Below are 21,971 nucleotides of genomic sequence, written 5' to 3'. Positions count from 1 at the left end.
CAACTGACGCTCCTTGTTGGTTGCCTTTCTTTATAAAAAGTTGTCTATATACATCATCGGTGCGAACGAATTGGGGAGGAAACGGAACATGTACTTACACGGGACAAGTCGAGTGAATGAACAAGGAAACTTGGAAATCGGAGGCTGTGATTCGACACAGCTAGCTGCTACTTACGGAACACCTTTATATGTGTATGACGAACAACAAATTCGCACCAAATGCCGGGAATTTGTCAATGCGTTTCACAATACGGGTTTTTCGTTCCAGGTTGCTTACGCGAGCAAAGCATTTTGCACGATGGCGATGTGCAAGCTGGTTGAAGAGGAAGGTTTGTCACTCGATGTAGTATCTGGCGGCGAATTGTATACGGCCCTGCAAGCTGGATTCCCCGTAGAGCGTATCCATTTTCACGGCAACAACAAATCTTATGATGAGTTAATCATGGCGCTTGATGCCAAAATTGGCTGTTTCGTTGTGGACAACTTTTATGAGCTGCACATGTTGGCACAATTGGCCGAAGAGCGAAACGAAAAAGTCGCCATTCTCTTGCGTGTCACGCCGGGTGTAGAAGCTCATACCCATGAATACATTTCTACAGGGCAAATTGACTCCAAGTTTGGCTTTGATGTGCAAAACGGCCAGGCTCTTGAGGCGATTCAATTCTCTCACGAAAGCAATCATCTCCATTTATTGGGAGTTCATAGCCATATTGGTTCACAAATATTTGAAACAGAAGGCTTCCTCGTCGCTGTCAAACGGTTGACAGAGCTGTTGGGCGAAGCAAAAGAAAAACTGGGATTCCTCCCAGAAGTACTGAATGTAGGAGGCGGCTTCGGTATTCGGTATGTAGAAGGCGATACACCGCAGCCAGCGGAAACGTATATCAAAGCCATTACAGATATCGTTCGCGAGGAACTCACGGCGCTTGCGATTCCTCTACCTGAGATTTGGATCGAGCCGGGTCGCAGTATTATAGGCGATGCAGGGACAACCTTGTACCGAATTGGGTCACATAAGAACATTCCCAATGTCCGGAAATATATTGCGGTCGATGGTGGGATGACAGACAATCTGCGACCAGCTTTGTACGATGCAGAATACGAAGCAGCGATTGCAAACAAAATGAATGCACCTGCCACTGAAGTTGTATCCATTGCGGGCAAGTGCTGTGAATCAGGTGATATGCTCATCTGGGATGTGAAGCTGCCAGAAGCGCAAGCAGGCGATATTCTCGCCGTCCCAAGTACAGGTGCATACGGTTATTCGATGGCGAACAACTACAACCGGATCGCTCGTCCGGCAGTTATATTTGTAAAGGACGGAGAAGCAGAAGTAGTCGTAAGACGCGAAACGTACGCAGAAGTAGTCGGTCATGATGTTTTGCCAAAACGCGCACAGCTTCTGCGCTAAATTTCATAAAAAATGCACAAACCTTCCTGATTGTTTGGGAAGGTTTTGTATTTCCTTCATCTCTCATTCATGATTGCTTAATGTTTTCTCGGCATAATGGAAGGGTGAGGGGGAGCGATTCATCATGTTGTCGACTCTTATGAAGCGGTTTCGACGAATACCCTACATTTCATTGGACAAACGCCAATGGATGAAGGCGATGATTCGGCAAGAAGTGGAGAGAGAGAAGAAAGTCGTCATGTTTTATATAGATATCGTCAAGCTGACAGAGATAGAGAATCGCTACGGAGATACAAGTGCCAAGAGAGTTCTTCATATATTCGAAAGCATTTTGCCAACTGTGGCTCGCCAAGCATTTGAAATCAAAGGGAGAATCATCGCAATTCAAAAGCTGTGGGGAGACGATTTTGCCATCTACACTTCCTTTTCGAATATGATGAGTGAGGAAGACTGTCAAATGCTATCGATTCATTTTCAGGAGCTGGCTGAACGGCAGTTAAATCGACAAGTGAGCTTCGTCAATCGTGAGGAGCTTCGTGTCCATATCGGCTATTCGGAAATCATCGGAGAAGATATCGTGAAAGAGATGTATACCTCTGTCAAACATGCTGTACATATAGCCAAGTATGGGATTACCTCCGAAAAATATGCGCACATTAGACAATTTCACAAGCTGCTTGCAGAAGAAAACGTTCACATGCACTTCATGCCGATCATTCATTTGCCAAATGGCGAAGCTTTGGGATGGGAAGCACTGGCGCGAGGACCAGTCAACAGTCTCTTTGCAACTCCGGCTGCCTTGTTCAATTATGCACAAGAGACAGATACTTTGTTTCGTTTGGAGCATATATGTCGCAAACGGGCATTGGAGCATATCCGCTACCTGAAGCCTCATGAAAAACTGTTCATCAATTTGGACCCACGTGCGATTGACGATCCGTTTTTGCTGCGTGGCAAAGTGCAGTTGCTTTTGGCAGAGTATGAGCTGACACCACAAAACATTGTGTTTGAAATTACAGAGCGCCACGCGATTACGAATTACGCTGCCTTTCGAAAAATCATCGAGGAATATCGCAAGCAGGGCTATATGATTGCCGTAGATGATGCAGGAGCAGGGTACTCCAGCTTGGAATCGATTACAGAAATCTACCCAGACTTTATCAAGCTCGACATGTCCTTGATCCGCAATATCGATGTCGATCCGATTAAGCAGGCGTTGTTGGAAACGTTTGTATCCTTTGCTGACAAGGTGAACTGCAAAATCATAGCAGAAGGGATCGAGACAGAACGTGAACTGGAAACGCTCATGGACGTCGGTGTCATCTACGGACAGGGTTACTATTTAGGCAAGCCGGATAAAGGGATGGCGCAGCTATGTGGAAAGGCAATGAACTTTCTGCGGTTTACGATGGAAAAGCGGGTTGAGCAGGAAGCATCAATACTGCCCACTCCGGCTATGACGGAAATCTTGACGAAGACAATCAGTGTTGAAAAGCATGTGAAAGTAAGACGTATCCATGAGATTTTCGAACAAAATCAGCGAATTGAAAGTGTGGTTGTGCTGGAGAACGACATACCAGTCGGGCTTGTGATGCGGTTTTCTCTGTATAAAATTCTCGGTGGTCAATACGGAATTGCACTGTATTATGAAAGGCCCGTTTCTCAAATCATGAATACCAATCCGCTAAAAGCTACCAAAGACGACAAGTTGGATGAGGTAGCGAAGCGGGCAATGGCCAGAGATGCGTATCATTTGTATGATGTGGTCATTATTATTGATGAAAATGGAGAGTACATCGGTATCGTAACCGTGCAAAAGCTGTTGGACAAAATGGCTTCCATCAAACTCGAGATGGCGAGCTCAGCCAATCCGCTAACAGGATTGCCGGGGAACGTACAGATTGAACGAGAATTGAACCAACGGCTAAAACGGAATGATCATCAGGTGGTCATCTACTGTGATCTCGACCGTTTCAAATGGTTTAACGATCGCTACGGGTTTGAAGTGGGAGATCAGATCATTGTTCGAACCGCGAACTTGTTGCGGGAAGCCTCGAAATGGTACGGGAGTGGGTCTGACTTCATCGGTCATATTGGCGGAGATGATTTTATCTTGATTACGACAGCGCAATGTGCCAATGATGTTGCTTTGTTTATCATGGATGCTTTTACGCCATACTTTTCGGACATTTATGAAAAGCGCAGAATGGGGGACGGTCAGGAGCTCTCGATGTCGATGGCAGGTGTCGTCCTTTACGTGGGGAAGTACATCAATGCAGAACAAATTGCAGAGAAGGCAGCGTACGTGAAAATGGTCGCAAAAGCGAAGGCGGGGACCGTTTTTATTACCGATTGTGAGTTGCCTGGCGAAGAGCAGATCCGCATCGAGGGATAAATTGGACGCCAATCGATCTCCATGGTAGAATGGGTACGTTAACTTTACAAGGTATGGAGGTCAACATATGAAAAAGGCGCTCATCACCATGGAAAATGGTAACCAAATCGAGCTGGAGCTGTTCGATCAAGAAGCTCCGGGCACAGTTGCAAACTTTGAGAAATTGATCAACGAAGGCTTCTACAACGGTCTGTCCTTCCACCGTGTTATCCCTGGCTTCGTAGCACAAGGCGGATGCCCATACGGAACAGGTACAGGCGGTCCTGGTTACACAATCAAATGTGAAACAAAAGGAAACCCACACAAGCATCTGCGCGGTTACCTATCCATGGCACACGCAGGAAAAGACACAGGCGGAAGCCAATTCTTCATCTTGTATGATGCTTTCCCTCATCTCGATGGCGTACATACGGTATTTGGTCGCGTCACTTCCGGTATGGAACACGTTGATGCAATCAAACAAGGCGATAAAATGGGTACAGTTAAAGTAGGCGAATAAAAGTTTCGTGAAATGAACACCGATGAGGGAAACCTTGTCGGTGTTTTTTGTCAGGATGCATGTTAGGGCAGTTTTGAATGGGGTTGTAAGCCTATCTATCTGCTGGTATGCTAGAAGATAGACGATTTTTATCTGGGGTTGTTCAAAAAGATGACTTTTTGAACGCGCATGATTGGAGGAAGCAATGGATCTTTTTCACTTTGATTGGAAAACGGTACCGTTTCGCTTAATTGCGTTCGTTATCGCTTTCACTTTGCATGAATGGGCGCATGCCTTTGTTGCTTGGAAGCTGGGTGACAATACGGCGAAATCGGAGGGCCGCTTAACATTAAATCCAATCCCGCATATTGATCCGTTCGGTTTGATTCTCATTTTGTTTGGTCCATTTGGTTGGGCGAAGCCGGTGCCGATCAATCCACTTCATTTTCGTGGGAACAAGCGATTAGGGATTGTTTACGTTTCGGTGGCAGGTCCGATTATCAACCTGATACTATCGATCTTATTCTGCGTCGTGTACATTCTTGTACGCTATTCTGGAATGTTGGTAGGAATGAATGAGAAAGCAGCCTTCGCCATTCAGGTAACGCTTGAATTTAGTATCATTATCAATGCTGCACTCTTCGTCTTTAACCTTTTGCCGATCCCACCATTGGATGGCTACAAAATTTTACGCTTCTTGTCTCCTCGCAGTTGGGATTCGAAGTACTATAATTATGAGGTATACGGACCGTGGATCTTGCTCTTACTGATTTTCATTCCAGGTGTCAGCTCTACTATTTTTGGGATTCCGCTTGCTATTGTTAGCACCTGGATTCAACAGATTGCAGTGAACATCCTAAGCGTGTTCATCTAACGGAAACGAGGGACGACTTTTGGCTTACAGCATCAAACTTGATTCCTTTGAGGGACCACTCGATCTGTTGCTCCATCTGATCGACAAGGCTGAGGTGGACATCTACGACATACCGGTAGCGGAAATTACGGAGCAATACCTCGCGACGATTGACAAGATGCAAGAGCTCCAACTGGATGTGGCCAGTGAGTTCGTAGTCATGGCGGCTACGCTCCTCTCTATTAAAAGCAAGATGCTGTTACCGAAAAAGGAGGAGCATGTCTTTCAGCAGTTCCTCGATATGGATGTAGACGAGATAGACCCGCGTGAAGAACTGGTTGCGCGTCTGTTGGAGTACAAGCGATATAAGATGCTCGCCGAGAACCTGCGAGAAATGGAAATCGGTCGTAATCAAGTCTTTACGCGTCCCGCAGAAAATTTGTCTCCTTACGTGCGTGAAGAGGATCATACCGTAACGAATGTGACCCTCTACGATTTGATCAACGCGTTGGAAAAGCTGGTCAAGAAAACGAAAGAAAAAGAACCGATGACCACGGTGTCACGCGACGAAATCTCCATCAAGGATCGGATGACCGAGATACGCCAAGCGGTACGCAGCGGTGGGATGGTTCGTTTTTCTGAGTTGTTTACGCAAGGAGCGACGCGTACAGAGATTGTGACGACCTTTCTTGCCTTGCTTGAGCTCATGAAGGCCAAGCACATTACGTGTGTACAAAATCAGTTGTTTCAAGACATCATCATATGTGAAAACGGAATGGAAGGAGCCCATACTGATGGACTATGACAAGCTGAAAGGCGTAATCGAGGGCTTGCTGTTCATCTCGGGTGATGAAGGAATCGATGCCAAAGAAATTAGTGAAATTACTGAGGTGTCGGAAGAAGAGGTCATCGATTTGATCGAAGACATGAAAGCTGACTTCCGCCGGGCAGGACGCGGTATTCAAATCGTGGAAGTGGCAAAAGCGTATCAGCTGACCACGCTGCCCGAGCATGTACCCTATTTTGAACGGCTAGCAACATCGCCAGGTCAGTCAACGCTATCCCAAGCAGCATTGGAGACTCTCGCCATTGTTGCGTACAAGCAGCCCCTGACCCGTTCGGAGATTGAAGAAATCCGTGGCGTTAAATGCGAAAAAGCACTGAACACCCTCTTATCTAAACAACTCATTCGCGAAGCGGGGAGAGCAGAGGGAATCGGACGCCCCATTTTGTACGCGACCACCAAAGAATTTTTGGAGCATTTTGGTCTACGGGAACTGGGGGATTTGCCAGAACCGCCTGTCAATCTTGATATTGAAGAAGCGCGTCTAGAAGCATCAGCGCTATTCGGAAAAGCAGAAGAAGCGACAAACGACTAGTTACAGCCCGGACAGTTTTTCGTACTATCATACGACTCGTCCCCATATACTATGGTACAAACCTGTGTATCGTGGTATAACGACGGCTTTTCTCTTGTCTTATAGACAAGGTTGAGTCCAAGTTTTCAAATGGGGAGGACGTTTATGAACATACGAAAATATCTGTCCGGCGTACTCGTCGTTTTTCTTTTTATACAGATGGCTCTTCTTACGCCGGCAGCAGTGGTAAAGGCTGCTACAGCTCCACCTGGCTTGTCAGCAGAAGGGGCAGCACTAATCGATGTCGAGAGTGGACGGATTCTTTATTCCAAAAACGGTACGAAAAAAATGAGGATTGCGAGTTTGACCAAAACGATGACAGCAATCGTAGCAATCGAGATGGGCAAATTGGATGCACAGGTAACGGTACCACCACAAGCAGTAGGGGTGGAAGGGTCATCGATCTACTTGAAAAATGGGGAGAAGCTCACGCTGGAAGAACTGCTGTACGGTTTGATGCTGCGATCTGGCAATGACGCGGCCGTCACCATCGCAACGCACATCGGAGGGTCAGTCCCCGGATTCACTTACTTGATGAATGAAAAGGCGGCCATGATTGGAATGGAGCATACGAATTTCACCAATCCGCATGGTTTAGATGACAGTAACCAGCATTACTCTACTCCGGAAGATATGGCAAAGCTGTCCGCCTACGCCTTACATAATCCGGTATTTCGTCAAATCGTCTCAACGAAAGTCAAGGATATTTCATGGGAAGGTGAACAGTGGGACCGGCGCCTGCTGAACAAAAACAAGATGCTTCACCTCTACAATGGTGCTGATGGTGTGAAAACGGGATACACAAAACTCGCGAAGCGCTGCCTGGCTTCCTCTGCCACACGGAATGGAAGGCAGTTGGCGACGATTACTCTAAATGCTTCTGATGACTGGAACGACTCCGCCAAGCTGATGGACTGGGGTTTTGCGAATTATCCACTACAAGAACTGGTCAAAAATGGGCAGGAGGTAAAGCCTGACACGCCAGTCACACTTGAAGCAGGAACTCATCTTGTCACAACAAACGCTTTTCAGTATCCACTGCAAACGGCAGAGATAGAGGCGATTCACAAGCGTGTCGTTATGGGAGAATCAACGGTAACATCAAAAATGAATGGTCAACTAGCAGGATTTCTTCAACTTTATTTAAAGGAAAAGAGGATTGGGCAGGTTCCGTTGCTAGTTCGTGTGGATACGCCGACGTTAGCAGCTCCGCAAGCTTCACGCTCAATGTGGGAGCAGTTTTGGGGAATAGTGTCAGGGGGGCTGTGGAGTGCTTAATGTCATCTGGCTCGGGCTCATTGTCATTAGCATTGTTGTCGCGGCCGTGACAGGGCGGATGGAAGCGATCAACGCAGCAGCGTTTGAGGGAGCCAAGACGGGCGTCACGGTTTGTCTCGGACTTCTCAGTGTTCTCGCCTTTTGGATGGGAATGATGCGGATTGCTGAAAAGTCAGGACTCCTTGAGCTATTGGCGAGGGTATTGTCTCCGATCATCCAAGTCCTTTTTCCCGATGTACCAAAAGGGCATCCTGCTATGGGCTATATCCTCTCAAATATGAGCGCAAACCTGCTCGGGCTTGGAAATGCAGCAACTCCAATGGGGCTAAAAGCAATGGAAGAGCTCCAAAAGCTAAATCCAGATAAGCAAAACGCTTCGCCTGCCATGTGTACGCTGCTGGCAATTAATACGGCAAGCATTACGATTATTCCTACGACGATGATCGCGATCCGCATGCAGTATGGCTCCGTGAACCCCGTAGAAATCGTAGGTACTACGCTGTTATCTTCCTTTGCTGCCACCATTGTCGCCCTGTTGATTGATCGAATGTATCGTTATCGGCATATACGAAGACACAGATAGGGGGAGTCCTTATGTACCAATGGGTATCCCTGCTCTCTCTTTGGGCCATTCCCGTTACGATTGCCTTTGTCTTGTTGTATGGGTGGCGGAAACAAGTCCCCGTCTACGAGACGTTTGTAGATGGAGCAAAAGGCGGCTTAACCACTACGATTCGCATACTCCCGCACCTGATCGCCATGATGGTCGCGGTGAGTATGTTTCGGGAGTCAGGAGCATTGGATCTACTGCTTCGCGCCCTTAAGCCGCTTCTTGACCTGCTGCATTTTCCGGAGGAACTGGTCCCGTTGGCGTTGCTTCGTCCGTTGACGGGTACAGGCTCACTTGCGATTGCAACAGATCTGATCGCGCAGTACGGTCCCGATTCTTTTTTGGGTAGACTGGCTGCTACTATGCAAGGGAGTACAGATACGACACTGTACGTCTTAACCGTTTATTTTGGCGCAGTTGGCATTCGTAATTCTGCGTATGCACTAAAGGTAGGCTTGTGGTCGGACCTGGCGGGTGTCATCTTCTCACTGCTCATTGTCTCCTACATTTTCAATTAAAAGAGCTCAAATAGAGTAGGTATGGAAAACTTCCTCTTCGTTATGGGGAAGTTTTTCCCTTTTTCTTGTCCACACTAGTAAGAATGGGTATGATGTTGTAGAGGTGAACCAACGATGGAACGTTTACAGAAAGTATTGGCGCATGCTGGAGTCGCCTCTCGTCGCCATTGTGAAGAATTGATTGCGCAAGGCAAGGTGCAGGTAAATGGCCAAGTTGTACGAGAGCAAGGAATAAAAGTCGATCCGCTCAAGGACAAAATTGTGGTGAATGGACAGCAGATTAAGCTGGAGCAACATGTTTATCTCTTGCTGTACAAGCCTACGGGTGTCATTACGAGCGTCACAGACCCGCAAGGCAGAAGGGTAGTGATCGATCTGTTGAAGGGAATTCAAGAACGGGTATATCCAGTAGGTCGCTTGGATTACGATACTTCCGGCTTGTTGCTCTTGACGAACGACGGGGAGCTCGCCAACAGGCTGGCCCATCCAAGCTATGAAATCGATAAAGTGTATCGGGCATGGGTAAAGGGAATCCCCAGTCCGGAAAAAGTGCGCAAGCTGGCAACCGGCATTCGTTTGGAAGACGGCATGACTTCTCCCGGTCAGTCAAAATTGTTAAAGGCAGAGTCTAGCAGCCAGCGGGCATTGGTAGAACTGACCATACATGAAGGTCGAAACCGCCAAGTTCGCAGAATGTGTGAGGCGATCGGTCATCCGGTGTTGACATTGGAACGAATCCGTTTAGGGTTTCTCACATTAGATGGACTAAAGCCGGGCGAATTTCGCAAGCTCACTCATGAGGAAGTGGAGAGCTTGAAGCGGGGATTGGTTCAAAAGAAACGCAGCCCGCGTTCGAAACATTGATTCGTTCAAAATCTGTTCATAAGTTGTGCGCTGTCGGAAAAACTAGGAACGCTATAATAGAATGGAAAAAGGATGCAATTTATTAGCAGTAGATGGGAGTAGGCGTCATGAACAAAAGCAATCGTACATATGTCAGGATCGCGGTATTGGGTGTTTTGCTTGTAGCGCTGGTCTTTGCACTTTATTCCAGCTTTGTGAAGGACCCCGGTGCTGTGAAAGTAGGAAGCGATGCTCCGAATTTTAGTTTGGAACAATTGAATGGGCCAGAGCTGACTCTGGAAAGTTTGAAAGGAAAGGGCGTTATCCTGAATTTCTGGGGCACATGGTGTGAACCCTGTAAGAAAGAAATGCCAGCATTGCAAAAACAATACACGAAATTCAAAGACAAGGGATTGGTTGTACTTGGCGTCAATATCGGAGAATCGCCAGTTGCCGTAGACCCATTTGTAAAGCAGTTCGGGATTGACTTCCCTATTTTGCTCGATCGCCAATCGGAAATTACAAAGCTGTATCGAATCGGTCCGATTCCGACGACCTTTTTCATCGATCCAGATGGAGAAGTGAAGGAAGTTTTCATCGGGCAGTTAGATGAAGCGATGATTGAGTCGAAAATAACAAAAATCTTGCCGTAAGTGAGGAGCAATGATGGATCAGCGAAAATGCGAATGCGGTCATACCAACCCGGTTGGAACGCTGCTCTGTGAGTCTTGCGGGAAGCCTTTGAATGTGGAAGTCCACGAGCAGACATCGTTTCCTGACATGCGTTATGAAGGAATGGCAAGACGTTCTCAAACAAATAACACGAAGGTAATCGATCGAGTCTGGAACTTTTTTTCTTCGGTCAAAATTGCAATCGGTATCATTATTGTCATTTTGGTGGCGTCCGCAGTCGGAACCATCTTTCCGCAGCAAATGTACATACCGGTACCCGTACCGACAGAAGCAGATGTTGCCCGCTTTTACACAGAAACATATGGAACGATCGGAACGATTTTTTACGGCCTTGGATTTCACAATATGTACTCGTCCTGGTGGTTTGTGACGCTTTTGGTTATGCTCGGTACCGCTTTGGTTATCTGTAGTCTGGACCGGGTAGTACCGCTGTATAAAGCGTTAAACAAGCCGAGATTGAACCAGCACAAGTCCTTTTTGAAAGGGCAAAAGCTGTTTGCAGAGGGTGAGCTTGCTCCAGAAGCCAATCACGAAGCGATACTGGACGCCTCTGCTCTGGCATTGAAAGAAAAAGGATACCGCATTTTTCGCACAGAACGAGCGATTATGGCTGAAAAAGGCCGTTTTAGCCGTTGGGGTCCTTACATTAATCACATTGGATTGATTTTGTTTTTGGTCGGTACCTTAATGCGAAGCCTGCCTGGCTTTTACTTGGACGAGTACGTTTGGGTGCGTGAGGGACAAACAATGGCGATTCCGAATACCCCTTATTACATAAAAAACGAGAACTACACGACAGAGTATTGGTCAGAAGAAGAAATGCCGGAGCAACTGGAGCTTAAGGGCGGAGCCATCGTGAAGAGCTACCAGACAGATGCCATTTTGTATAAAAATAAAAGCGCTGACGTTCCAGGGAAAAAGCCGGATTTGGTAGAAGTGCAGAAGGGGCCGATCGTCGTGAATCATCCGATGGAGCAGGACAGCCTCTACATTTATCAGAGCGGCGTGCAAGAGATGCAGCTTGGAGCGCTCAACTTTACAGTGGTCGATTTGAAAAACAATAAAAAAGAGGTCGGCCTTATCAAAATTGATCTGTACAATCCACAGCCAGAGCAAACCATTGCAGATGGGTTCACGGTACGGATTTTGGATTACTTCCCCGATTTTATAATGGGGAAAGATGGGAAGCCTGCGACGAAAACCAATTTGCCCAAAAATCCGATGGTCGCATTGGAACTCATCGGAGACAATGGCAATTATAATGAAAAATTGGTTTATCTAGAAGGAACCATTCTTACGCAGAAAAATGATCCTCGTTACGGACTCGACATCAAAATGCCTGATTTGGTCGATATTGCAGGGCTGAATGTACGGGTGGACAAAGCATTGCCACTGATTTATTTCGGTTCGTTCATTTTCCTTGCGGGCGTTGCAATCGGTGTGTTCTGGCAACATCGCCGGGTTTGGGTACAAACGCAAGAGGGAAGTATCATGGTAGCGGCTCATACGAATAAAAACTGGTTCGGTCTTCGTAGGGAAGTAGACGGGCTGGTTAAACAAGCGGAGCTCCCTGTCACGATAGAAGATAAAACGAAGGCCAAGGCCTAAAGCTTCAAAGGGGGTACTAACAACGTGCAGCTCATCCAACTGAGTGACTGGTTATTGGATATCGCGTTTTTGCTCTATGTGATCTCGTCTATCTTCTTCGCTGTAGCCGTGACGGGAAAAAACTGGGCAGGGCGTGATCCCAAACAACATGAAGGGCGCTATGGACGGATTGCGTATTGGTTAGCCGTTATCGGTTTTGTGGCGCAAACAGGGTATGTGGCTGCTCGCTGGATTGCCGGCGGCCACAGCCCGACGAGTAACATGTTTGAGTTTATGGCATTCTTGGATTACTGTATTATCTTGGCCTACTTAATTATTTACCGGATTTACAAGCTGACCTCGATTGGTGCGTTTGTCCTTCCGCTTGGGGTGATCATGCTCGCGTACTCGTACGTGTTCCCGAAGCAAATCACCCCATTGATTCCGTCTTTGCAGAGTTACTGGTTGCATATTCACGTGACTACCGCTGCACTGGGTGAAGGTATTTTGGCGGTTGGTTTTGCAGCGGGTCTCATGTATTTGATCCGTACCGTTCCGCAGCATATTTCCACCAAAAGCACGAAATGGCTGGAGATTGTGCTGGCTGTGGTTCTGATGCTCGTTGGATTCATTTTGATGGATTCTACGTTTGCGCGGATGGATCAAAAGACAGTATTTGAGATGAAGAAAGAAGAAATGAATGCAGTGGGTCAGAAGGTAAAACCAAAAGTGGAGTACATTCTGCCTGCAATTGTTGCGCCTGCTGATTCAACCATCATCAAGGAAGGCCCAATGTCACCACTCTTTGAGGCACCTACCTGGATGGAAGGAAAAGACGCCGCACGCAAATTGAACACGATGCTGTGGTCAGTCCTGACTGGGGCAATTTTGTATGGTGGCTTGCGTTTGATTTTCCGAAAACGATTAGGGGCTGCTATCAAGCCTTCAGTTGAGGGCGTCGATCCGGAGCTTCTAGACGAAATCAGTTATCGAGCAATCAGTATCGGATATCCGGTGTTTACTCTCGGGGCCCTTATCTTTGCGATGATTTGGGCAGAAGAGGCATGGGGACGATTCTGGGGGTGGGACCCGAAGGAAGTATGGGCATTAGTTGTCTGGCTCTTCTACAGTGCCTACCTGCACTTGCGTCTATCCAGAGGATGGATCGGTGCAAAATCAGCATGGATGTCCGTCATCGGCTTTGTCATTATTTTGATTACACTGGTCGTGGTCAATTTGGTCATTGCTGGTCTGCACTCTTACGCTGGGGTGTAGACATTCCTCGAAAAGCTGGTTTTACCACCAGCTTTTTGGACTATCTTCTAACAGTTTTACGATAATATGAGAGCAAGAGGTGTTCCCAGATGGAGAAAATGGCACGTATTCTCGTTGTAGACGATGAAGAGCGCATTCGCAGACTTCTGAAAATGTACTTGGAAAGAGAAAACTTCCTGATTGATGAAGCAGATAATGGAGAGCAAGCAGTCGAAATGGCTGTAGGAAGTGACTATGATATCATTTTGCTCGACTTGATGCTGCCAGGTATGGACGGGATCGAGGTATGCCAGCGTGTTCGTGAATTCAAGGCAACTCCTATTATTATGCTGACGGCAAAAGGGGAAGAAACGAACCGCGTTCACGGGTTTGAGGCAGGGGTAGACGATTATGTCGTGAAACCGTTCAGCCCACGTGAGGTCATGTACCGGGTAAAAGCGATTCTTCGTCGTTCTTCGGCAACAGCGTATTTGAAGACAGAGACATTCAACAGTCATTCTGTTCTTGTTTTCCCGGAATTGACCATTGACCACGATGCACACAAGGTCATCGCAAGTGGCCAAGAGGTGAGCCTGACCCCAAAAGAATATGAGCTGCTGCACTACCTGGCATTGTCGCCGGATAAAGTGTTTACGCGTGAAGAACTGTTGAAAGATGTGTGGCACTATGAATTCTTTGGCGATTTGCGTACGGTGGACACGCATATCAAGCGTCTCCGCGAAAAATTGAACCGTGTTTCTCCGCAAGCAGCCAATATGATCGCCACGGTTTGGGGCGTCGGATACAAGCTAGAGGTGCCTAAGTAAAGTGGACGTTATTTTTCGCAGTGTAGTCGGAAAGCTATGGATGACGATTATTGCTTTATTTGCTCTCGTCTTAACGATCTTCAGTTTGTTGCTCGTTCAATCCTTTGACAGCTTTTATAGCAATCGGCAGTCCAAGAATTTGCATGATCTGGCAGATGGTATCGCAGTCGGTTTGGCGCAAAGTCCAGATATGACAGCCGCTATGGAGATGGCTTCCAGGTTTGGCTTGGTCCATCATACGGGCATGGTCATTCTAGATGAAAAAGGAAAGCAAGTCAGTATGAGCGAAGGGGCTGGGCTTCCTCGTATTCCAATAAACCTTTTGCTCCAAAATCCTGCATTGGGTTTGACTGATGCGCTGGCAGGCAAGCATCCGGCAACCAAAACGATATATATTGATGTGAACAAATCCGCTGACCGTACAAATAACAAGCATGAACTTCTTGCGGTTGCTGTTCCTTTAGAAATGGGAGCAGGGAAAACGGGCGCAGTGGTCATGTATCAGGCGATTGAAGATTTTGATGATACGGTTAGGGAAGTCAGATTTTTAATCTTTGTGGTTGGCGTCATCGGATTTGTCTCTACCACTGTATTCGCCTTTTTCCTCTCATCGCGTATTGCGACTCCATTACGTCAGATGAAAGAAACGGCGCATCGCATTGCGGAAGGGGACTTTCATGCTGAAATCCCGATCAGGACCCAAGACGAGACTGGTGAACTGGCGGCTTCGTTTAACACGATGGCAAGCAAGCTCAATCAGTTAGTCGATGCACTGTCCAAAGAGAAGGAGCAGCTGGCGAGCGTTCTTAGAAGCATGGTAGATGGTGTTGTGATGATAGATGCGAACGGCAAGCTGGCCGTAACGAATCCGCCAGCGGAACGATTTTTGCGAGATTGGGATTTCGAGCATTCGGATGAGCCTGTGCCGCTGTTCCCGTTCTATCAGCAGGTTTTGCAAACCGGACAGGAAGTGACAGAGGATATCCCTGTTCAAGGGCGGATATGGTCTGTTGTCATGGTACCTTTGAACGATAAGGATCAAATCCGTGGAGCGGTTGCTGTTCTTCGAGACATCACGCAGGAGCGTAAGCTGGATAAGATGCGTAATGATTTCGTGGCGAACGTATCCCATGAGCTGCGAACACCTCTATCCATGCTGCAAGGGTACAGTGAAGCGATTGTGGATGATATCGTAGCGACACCGGAAGAGCATAAAGAATTGGCGCAGATTATCTATGATGAGTCAGCGCGTATGACCAAGCTGGTGAATGAATTGCTTAGCCTGGCACGGATGGAAGCGGGGCATGTTGAATTGTTCCAGGAGACGATGGAGCTGCGTCCGTATTTGGAGCGCATTCAACGTAAATTCACCAATCTGGCGAGAGAACGCGAAATCCATCTCTTCCTTGAAATATCGACGACGCATACCCATGTGCTCATTGATCCTGATCGTATGGAGCAAGTGCTAACGAACTTGATCGATAATGCGCTGCGACATACGCCAAGTGGGGGAAGCGTCACCATTCGGGCTCGCGGGGATAAAACATTGCTGGTTGAGATCAGTGATACAGGCAGTGGCATCCCACAAGAAGATTTGCCGTTTGTTTTTGAGCGATTCTATAAAGCTGACAAGGCTCGTACACGTGGACGACTTGGTGGGACTGGTCTTGGACTAGCCATTGCGAAAAACCTAGTCGAGGCACATGGGGGCACCATTAGTGTGCAAAGTAAACTGGGTGAGGGAACGACTTTTACAATCGCCTTAATGCTACATAAAAACAAATAGGAGTGTAGAGAGAAATGATCAAAACGATCTTATTTGATGTTGACGGGGTTATGTTGAGTGAAGAGCGATACTTTGATGCTTCTGCATTGACAGTGTGGGAATTTTTGTACAGCCCACAGTATGTAGGGCTTGCAGGCGAGGAATTCACACCTTCTCCAGAAGAAGCGCAAATCAGACGAGTGCGGGAGCAAGTTTTCGCTCATGATGAAGTGCTAAACTTTATCAAGTCACGTGGAATCAATTCCAACTGGGACATGGTTTTCCTTGCGTTTTCCTATCAGTTGATTCGTTTGATTGAAGTGGTTAAAACGCAAGTTCCAGAAGCAACGAGCCTTCTTGTCGAACAAATTGATCGACCGCAACTGGCAAAAGTGAAAGAGTGGGCTGCCACTTATGCGCCTGATTTCCAAGTAGACTACGCAGCGTTCACCGCTGATTTTGCCAAAGGTTCTGCACAAAAAGCAGAAATGCTGCTCTACTTGAACCAGATTGCAAAAGAGCGTTGCGGTATTGCAACAGAAATGTTCTCTCGCAATAGTGATCTATGGCAGTTGATTCAAAAGACGTTTCAAGAATGGTATCTCGGTGACGAACGTGTGGCGGCATCGATTGGGCGTGAGACCATGCAGCCAGGCAAGAAGGGCTTCTTGGCAGACGAGATTCCGATTGTACCACCTGCAGAAATGGTCGAGTTGTTCCGCACGTTAAAAGAAAAAGGATACACACTGGGAATTGGAACAGGGCGTCCTACCATTGAGACGCATGTTCCCCTTAGTGAGATGAACATACTGGAATGGTTTGACCCGAACCGTGTCGTAACTGCCTCTCACGTACTCGATGCGGAAGAAGCATTTCCTAGCTTTGCGCCGATGTCCAAGCCACACCCTTATTGCTATGTAAAAGGGTTGCTCGGACTCGATGCACCGATTAGCGATGCTGTCCATTTTTCACTACCAATCGAAAATGGAGAAGAGGTGCTGATCGTCGGCGATTCACTCGCTGATTTTTTAGCGGCTCGCTCAATCGGTTGCAAGTTTGCAGCGACATTGACTGGACTGTCTGGTCAAGATGCGCGCAGCAAGTTTGAAGAGGAAAAAGCAGATTTTATTCTCGATGATGTGCGCGATATCCTTTCCATTCTGTAGATAAAAAAACTCCGCCGTATGTAGAAACGGCGGAGTTTTTTTATTCCCAACTAATCGATTGCAAGCATTTGAAGCGAAAGGCATGAATCAAAAAGGATTCAATCATGTTGAGACGGACGATTACCTCGAAGGAACCATCCTCTCGTGAAAAAAACAGGACATCTGTATAGTCTTTGTTCCCTTCAAAATAACGACGAACTTCTTTGACACGAGCTCGCATGGACTCAGATTTTACGACAATATGGTAGGTAGCATCTTGCTGAGAAATTTGTTCCTTGATCTCGATTTCCTCTTGATTATAGGTGTAATGGAACAAGAGTGATTCCTCCTCACCAAATAAAATAGCGTAGATAAACGTAGACATGAGCAATCAAGATAGATAGGATCATTAACGGGAAGGCGACCTTCATAAAGCTGAAAAAGCCGATATGATGTCCTTCTTTTGCAGCCAAGCCAGCCACAATCACGTTGGCACTTGCTCCAATCAAAGTACCGTTACCACCTAAACACGCCCCGAGTGCAAGGCTCCACCAAAGCGGCTCCAAATTGGTGATCCCGAGGGAGCCCATTTCCTTGATCATCGGAATCATGGTAGCAACAAATGGGATGTTGTCAACAAAGGCAGAGGCGATTGCGCTCAACCAGAGGATTAACAGGGAGGTTTTGAGTGGATCTCCACCTGTCAATTTCATCGCTTCATTGGCGAGCTTTGCAATCACACCAGTTTCAACTAAACCGGAGACGAGAACAAATAGACCAATGAAGAAAAAGATCGTATTCCACTCCACTTTGCTTATGGCATCTTCTAGATAGTGTTCTCCTGTTAGCAGAAGTAAGAGAAAAGCTCCTGTCAGAGCGATCGTGGCTGATTCTAAATGAAGCGCTCCGTGCAGCATGAAGCCTAGAATCGTCAGTGCCATGACGGTTAAGGATTTTTTCAGTAAACGGCTGTCGGTAATCTCATCACGCTCATTTAACTGCATGATTTTTGCACTCAACTCAGGTGATGTTACTAACTGCTTACGGTATATGAGCACCAAGCAAACAACGGTGACAGCCATAATCACGATGATAATTGGACTCAAATTCACGAGAAACTTCATAAAATCAAGCTCCGGCACAGAACTGCCAATCATGATATTCGGTGGATCACCGATCAACGTAGCGGTTCCTCCGGCATTGGAGGCGATAATTTCACTGATTAAAAAAGGAATCGGATTAAGCTGGAGCTGGCGCGCGATGCTAAACGTCACAGGTACGATGAGAAGTACAGTAGTAACGTTGTCCAAAAAGGCGGAGGCAATGGCCGTGATCAAGCTCAGGTAGACGAGGATACGAATCGGTTTGCCCTTTGCGACCTTTGCTGCACGGATGGCTACATACTTGAAAACACCGGTCTGCGCCGTAATGGCAACCAAGATCATCATCCCAATCAGTAGGCCGAGCGTGTTGAAGTCGATATGGTGAATTGCTTGTTCCTGTGTAATGATCCCGAACAAGACCATGAGAATTCCGCCGGACATGGCGACAATGGTACGATGTAACTTTTCGCTAATAATAAATGCATAGGTAACTAAAAAGATACCAATAGCGAATAATGCCTGGTTCGTCATAAGAAGCTCCTTCCTTGGTGTGCAGAATTATCTTGTCCCATTATAGCTCTAACCAAAATCAGGGTAAAGAAAAAGACCCGGCAGAAGGCCAGGTCTATTCTCTGTGAAAGGGAGAAGCTACAGCTCGATTTGTGTAACGCTTTTCACTTCCGCCAGCTCACCCATCGTATCGAGAAGCTCCGAAGTCAATGGTTTGTCGACAGAGAGCATCATGATCGCGTCTCCACCGATATCACGGCGTCCTACCTGCATCGTTGCGATGTTCACGCTGTTTTCACCCAAGATGGAACCGACACGTCCGATCACACCTGGACGGTCATTATGGTGAATGTAGAGCAGATAGCCCTCAGGCGCTACGTCAATCGCAAAGTCGTCAATTTTCACAATACGTGCACCGTAACCATTGAGTCGCGTTCCAGCAACTGTGCGTGTCTCTTGCGTCGTTTTTAAGCTAACAGTTAGTAAGTTCGTAAAGCCCTTGTTTTGTGCTGTCTTTTGCTCCGTTACGGTGATGTCTCGCACCTTTGCTAGAATTGGGGCGTTCACATAGTTGACTTCCTCTCCTAGACGGAAGGACAGTACACCTTTGAGGACTGTGCGAGTCAGCGGGGACGTGTCTACATCCGTCAATTCACCGCTATATTTAATGGAAATTTCCGAAATGGAACCTACTGTCACTTGGGCAAGGAAATGGCCCAGCTTTTCACCCAACGTAAAGTACGGTTGAACTTTTTCCATCACGTGTGCAGGAATCGAAGGCAAATTCACGGCGTTTTTGAATGGCTCGTTACGAAGAACCTTCAGGATTTCTTCCGATACGTCTACGGCCACGTTTTCCTGTGCTTCAATGGTCGAAGCTCCCAGATGTGGAGTCGTTACCACTTGAGGCAGACCGACGAGAGGGTTGTCTACAGGTGGTTCTTCTTCGAAAACATCCAGAGCTGCACCCGCGACTTTTCCAGTGGTAATCGCCTCGTAGAGAGCCTTCTCGTCAATGATTCCCCCGCGGGCGCAGTTGATCAAGCGAACGCCATCTTTCATTTTCGCGAATTCACGCGTGCTGATGATATGGTGGGTTTCTTTTGTCAGCGGAGTATGGACGGTAATGAAATCTGCTTTGCGGCAAATTTCATCCACAGTTGCGTTAGTTACACCCATTTTTTGCGCACGTTCCTCGGTCATGAAAGGATCGAAGCCCATGACGGTCATGCCAAATGCTTTCGCACGCTTCGCAACCTCAGAACCGATACGGCCCATACCGATGACTCCGAGTACTTTGTTGTTCAACTCAACCCCTTGGAAGCTTTTGCGATCCCATGTACCGTCTACTAGCTTCTTGTGAGCTTGAGGGATGTTACGAGCGACAGCCATCAGCATGGCAAACGAATGCTCTGCGGTGGAGATGGTGTTGCCGTCCGGAGCGTTGATGACCGGAATACCTGCTTGGGTGGCAGCGTTGATATCAATGTTATCGACCCCAACACCCGCGCGACCGACAGCCTTCAGCCTTTTGCCGGCAGAAAGTACTTCTGCTGTTACTTGGGTTTGGCTGCGTACGAGGAGTGCATCGTAGTCGCCAATCACATCGATCAGTTCGGCAGGGGAGAGGTTTGTTTGACGAACAACTTCTACATCAGAAGCGTCCAAGAGCTGTTGAATTCCAAATTCGCTAAGTGGGTCAGTAATGAGTACTTTATACATGTGCGATGAGCACCTCCTGAGCAGCTTTTACACCAGCACCCAGTTCAACTGGAGCACCGATTTGGTGAAGCGACAATTCAATCGCAGAAATGACTTGCAGGACATCCAATGGCTCACAATAACCCATGTGCCCGATGCGGAAGATCTTGCCTTTCAGATGCTGCTGGCCGCCAGCAATTGTGATATTGAATTGCTGCGTTAACATTTTGCGGAGAGCTTCTGCATGAAAGGTACCCTCAGGATCGCAAGAAGTAACGGTCGTCGATGCGTACTGATCTTCTGCCATCAGTTTTATGTTTAATGCCCTCATCGCTGCGCGAGTCATGTCTCTCATTAGTTCGTGGCGCTTTACGATAGCTGGCAAGCCTTCTTCCTCCATGATATCCAATACTTCGGCGAGACCGAAAATGAGGGATACAGCAGGCGTATACGGTGTTGTTTGCTCGGCCAAGCTCTTGCGGTATGCTTTCAGGTCCAAATAGAAGGCGAGCGATTTGTTTTGCTCAATCACTTGCCATGCGCGTTCACTCGCAGCGAGGAAGGCAAGGCCTGTTGGCAACATGAAAGCTTTTTGCGAGCCAGTTACTACGATATCGACACCCCAAGCGTCCATTTCGCATGGAACCGCACCAAGGTTACTTACCGCATCCACAATGAAGAGGGCGTCCGAATGAGTGCGGATTGCTTTCGCCAAGTCAGCAATCGGATTTTCTACCCCAGTGGATGTTTCACAGTACGTAGCAAATACGGCTTTTATTTGTGGCTTTTTTTGCAGGAATGTTTCAATCAGCTCAGGTGTAACCGCCTTGCCCCAAGGCACTTCCACGCGATGGGCGATGATACCGTAACGCTCGCAAATTTTTGCAAAGCGCTCACCAAATGCACCGCTGACGAGGACGGCAGCTTCATCGCCTGGTTGAAGCGTGTTTACTACGCCCATCTCCAGTGCACTCGTTCCGCTACCTGCCAAGATGTATACGTCCTGCTTGGTGCCAAAGTAAGGCTTCAGTCTTTCAGCAGTACGGGCAAAAAGAGCGGAAAATTTGCCGCTGCGGTGTCCAATCATCGGTTGGTTCATCGCCGTTTGGACACGTGGTGGAATAGGGGTAGGGCCAGGGATTCTCAAAATCATTTTGTCTGCAAACATGGTTCTCTCCTCCTAAATAAGTGCATATCAAAAAAACCTCCCGTTCTCACACTGCTCCTATTACAGAACAGTGAGGGACGAGAGGCTTTGCTTCGCGGTGCCACCCTCATTCGCTCCTTTTTTCTCAAAAAAGAGCCTTGGTAGGTACATGACCTAAAAGAGATAACGGTTCTACCGTTTGCGTCTACTTGGATGGTGAATCCATTTTCAACGCAGCAGCTCAGAAGTGCTTAACCGTGGGAGAAATCGCCGATTCGCAGCAACCATCGGCTCTCTGGGGATTTCTCAATCACAGCGTTTCTTCGTCATCGCTGTTGTTTTATAAGGTGTTTCGTAAGATTTGTACTTAAGATATCACGTCAAAATAACACCGTCAAGAAGAAAAACGAGAAAAAATGAACATTAATTATTTTA

Annotated in this window: 20 protein-coding genes and 1 other annotated feature; of the genes, 16 read left to right on the top strand and 4 right to left on the bottom strand. The window is 47.3% G+C overall.

Features of this window, described 5'->3' with window-relative positions:
• The first annotated feature begins 88 nt into the window (after positions 1-88).
• The 16 genes from lysA (at position 89) to HP570_RS13030 (ending at position 17,096) form a co-directional block, all read left to right on the top strand.
• Positions 89-1,411: a diaminopimelate decarboxylase gene (gene lysA / locus HP570_RS13105; RefSeq protein ID WP_173603847.1), complete on the top strand. Its 1,323-nt coding sequence runs from the start codon at positions 89-91 to the stop codon at positions 1,409-1,411.
• A 124-nt stretch (positions 1,412-1,535) separates the two neighbouring features.
• Entirely contained in the window at positions 1,536-3,806 is a 2,271-nt protein-coding gene (locus HP570_RS13100) for a GGDEF domain-containing protein (RefSeq protein WP_173626017.1), read from the top strand.
• A 67-nt stretch (positions 3,807-3,873) separates the two neighbouring features.
• Positions 3,874-4,305: a peptidylprolyl isomerase gene (locus tag HP570_RS13095; protein ID WP_017248063.1), complete on the top strand. Its 432-nt coding sequence runs from the start codon at positions 3,874-3,876 to the stop codon at positions 4,303-4,305.
• A gap of 184 nt (positions 4,306-4,489) precedes the next feature.
• The gene (locus tag HP570_RS13090) at positions 4,490-5,158 is read left to right on the top strand and encodes a site-2 protease family protein (protein ID WP_012686096.1); all 669 of its coding nucleotides are present in this window, start codon (positions 4,490-4,492) and stop codon (positions 5,156-5,158) included.
• 19 nt (positions 5,159-5,177) lie between these two features.
• On the top strand, positions 5,178-5,942 hold the full coding sequence (locus tag HP570_RS13085) for a segregation/condensation protein A (protein ID WP_142496195.1): 765 nt from the start codon (positions 5,178-5,180) through the stop codon (positions 5,940-5,942).
• Positions 5,932-6,516 (top strand): SMC-Scp complex subunit ScpB, encoded by a 585-nt coding sequence (gene scpB / locus HP570_RS13080; protein ID WP_016739982.1) that lies wholly within the window; start codon positions 5,932-5,934, stop codon positions 6,514-6,516. The genes HP570_RS13085 and scpB overlap by 11 nt, the downstream gene beginning before the upstream one ends.
• A gap of 144 nt (positions 6,517-6,660) precedes the next feature.
• Complete coding sequence (locus HP570_RS13075; protein WP_173626016.1) at positions 6,661-7,833, top strand: D-alanyl-D-alanine carboxypeptidase family protein; 1,173 nt, start codon at positions 6,661-6,663, stop codon at positions 7,831-7,833.
• The gene (locus HP570_RS13070; RefSeq protein ID WP_012686100.1) at positions 7,826-8,416 is read left to right on the top strand and encodes a nucleoside recognition domain-containing protein; all 591 of its coding nucleotides are present in this window, start codon (positions 7,826-7,828) and stop codon (positions 8,414-8,416) included. The genes HP570_RS13075 and HP570_RS13070 overlap by 8 nt, the downstream gene beginning before the upstream one ends.
• A gap of 11 nt (positions 8,417-8,427) precedes the next feature.
• Complete coding sequence (locus HP570_RS13065) at positions 8,428-8,961, top strand: spore maturation protein (protein ID WP_142496193.1); 534 nt, start codon at positions 8,428-8,430, stop codon at positions 8,959-8,961.
• Positions 8,962-9,075: 114 nt separating this feature from the next.
• On the top strand, positions 9,076-9,825 hold the full coding sequence (locus HP570_RS13060) for a pseudouridine synthase (RefSeq protein ID WP_173603851.1): 750 nt from the start codon (positions 9,076-9,078) through the stop codon (positions 9,823-9,825).
• 107 nt (positions 9,826-9,932) lie between these two features.
• Complete coding sequence (resA, locus tag HP570_RS13055; protein ID WP_012686102.1) at positions 9,933-10,457, top strand: thiol-disulfide oxidoreductase ResA; 525 nt, start codon at positions 9,933-9,935, stop codon at positions 10,455-10,457.
• Between the two features lie 13 nt (positions 10,458-10,470).
• A complete protein-coding gene (resB, locus tag HP570_RS13050; protein WP_064199944.1) occupies positions 10,471-12,105 on the top strand; it encodes a cytochrome c biogenesis protein ResB in 1,635 nt (544 codons plus the stop codon).
• Positions 12,106-12,129: 24 nt separating this feature from the next.
• Positions 12,130-13,359: a c-type cytochrome biogenesis protein CcsB gene (ccsB, locus tag HP570_RS13045; protein ID WP_012686104.1), complete on the top strand. Its 1,230-nt coding sequence runs from the start codon at positions 12,130-12,132 to the stop codon at positions 13,357-13,359.
• 89 nt (positions 13,360-13,448) lie between these two features.
• On the top strand, positions 13,449-14,165 hold the full coding sequence (locus HP570_RS13040; RefSeq protein WP_012686105.1) for a response regulator transcription factor: 717 nt from the start codon (positions 13,449-13,451) through the stop codon (positions 14,163-14,165).
• 1 nt (position 14,166) lies between these two features.
• Positions 14,167-15,951, top strand: coding sequence for an ATP-binding protein (locus tag HP570_RS13035; protein WP_173626015.1), 1,785 nt, complete (start codon positions 14,167-14,169; stop codon positions 15,949-15,951).
• Positions 15,952-15,965: 14 nt separating this feature from the next.
• Positions 15,966-17,096, top strand: coding sequence for an HAD family hydrolase (locus HP570_RS13030; RefSeq protein WP_173626014.1), 1,131 nt, complete (start codon positions 15,966-15,968; stop codon positions 17,094-17,096).
• A gap of 40 nt (positions 17,097-17,136) precedes the next feature.
• Here HP570_RS13030 and HP570_RS13025 read toward each other — a convergent pair whose 3' ends face one another.
• The 4 genes from HP570_RS13025 to HP570_RS13010 all read right to left on the bottom strand — a co-directional run bounded on the left by HP570_RS13025 (position 17,137) and on the right by HP570_RS13010 (position 21,557).
• A complete protein-coding gene (locus tag HP570_RS13025; protein ID WP_041749386.1) occupies positions 17,137-17,412 on the bottom strand; it encodes a hypothetical protein in 276 nt (91 codons plus the stop codon).
• Between the two features lie 13 nt (positions 17,413-17,425).
• Complete coding sequence (locus HP570_RS13020) at positions 17,426-18,709, bottom strand: ArsB/NhaD family transporter (RefSeq protein WP_173626013.1); 1,284 nt, start codon at positions 18,707-18,709, stop codon at positions 17,426-17,428.
• 117 nt (positions 18,710-18,826) lie between these two features.
• Positions 18,827-20,410, bottom strand: coding sequence for a phosphoglycerate dehydrogenase (gene serA, locus HP570_RS13015; protein ID WP_173626012.1), 1,584 nt, complete (start codon positions 20,408-20,410; stop codon positions 18,827-18,829).
• Entirely contained in the window at positions 20,403-21,557 is a 1,155-nt protein-coding gene (locus HP570_RS13010; RefSeq protein WP_012686111.1) for a pyridoxal-phosphate-dependent aminotransferase family protein, read from the bottom strand. Before HP570_RS13010 ends, serA begins: the two co-directional genes overlap by 8 nt.
• A 70-nt stretch (positions 21,558-21,627) precedes the next feature.
• Positions 21,628-21,875: a binding site (T-box leader), on the bottom strand.
• Positions 21,876-21,971: the final 96 nt, after the last annotated feature.

Origin of the sequence: Brevibacillus sp. RS1.1, from assembly GCF_013284365.1 — a bacterium.
Classification (GTDB): domain Bacteria; phylum Bacillota; class Bacilli; order Brevibacillales; family Brevibacillaceae; genus Brevibacillus; species Brevibacillus brevis_D.
The sequence above is the reverse complement of the archived record's forward strand: the minus strand, read 5'-3'. Positions and strand labels throughout refer to the sequence as shown.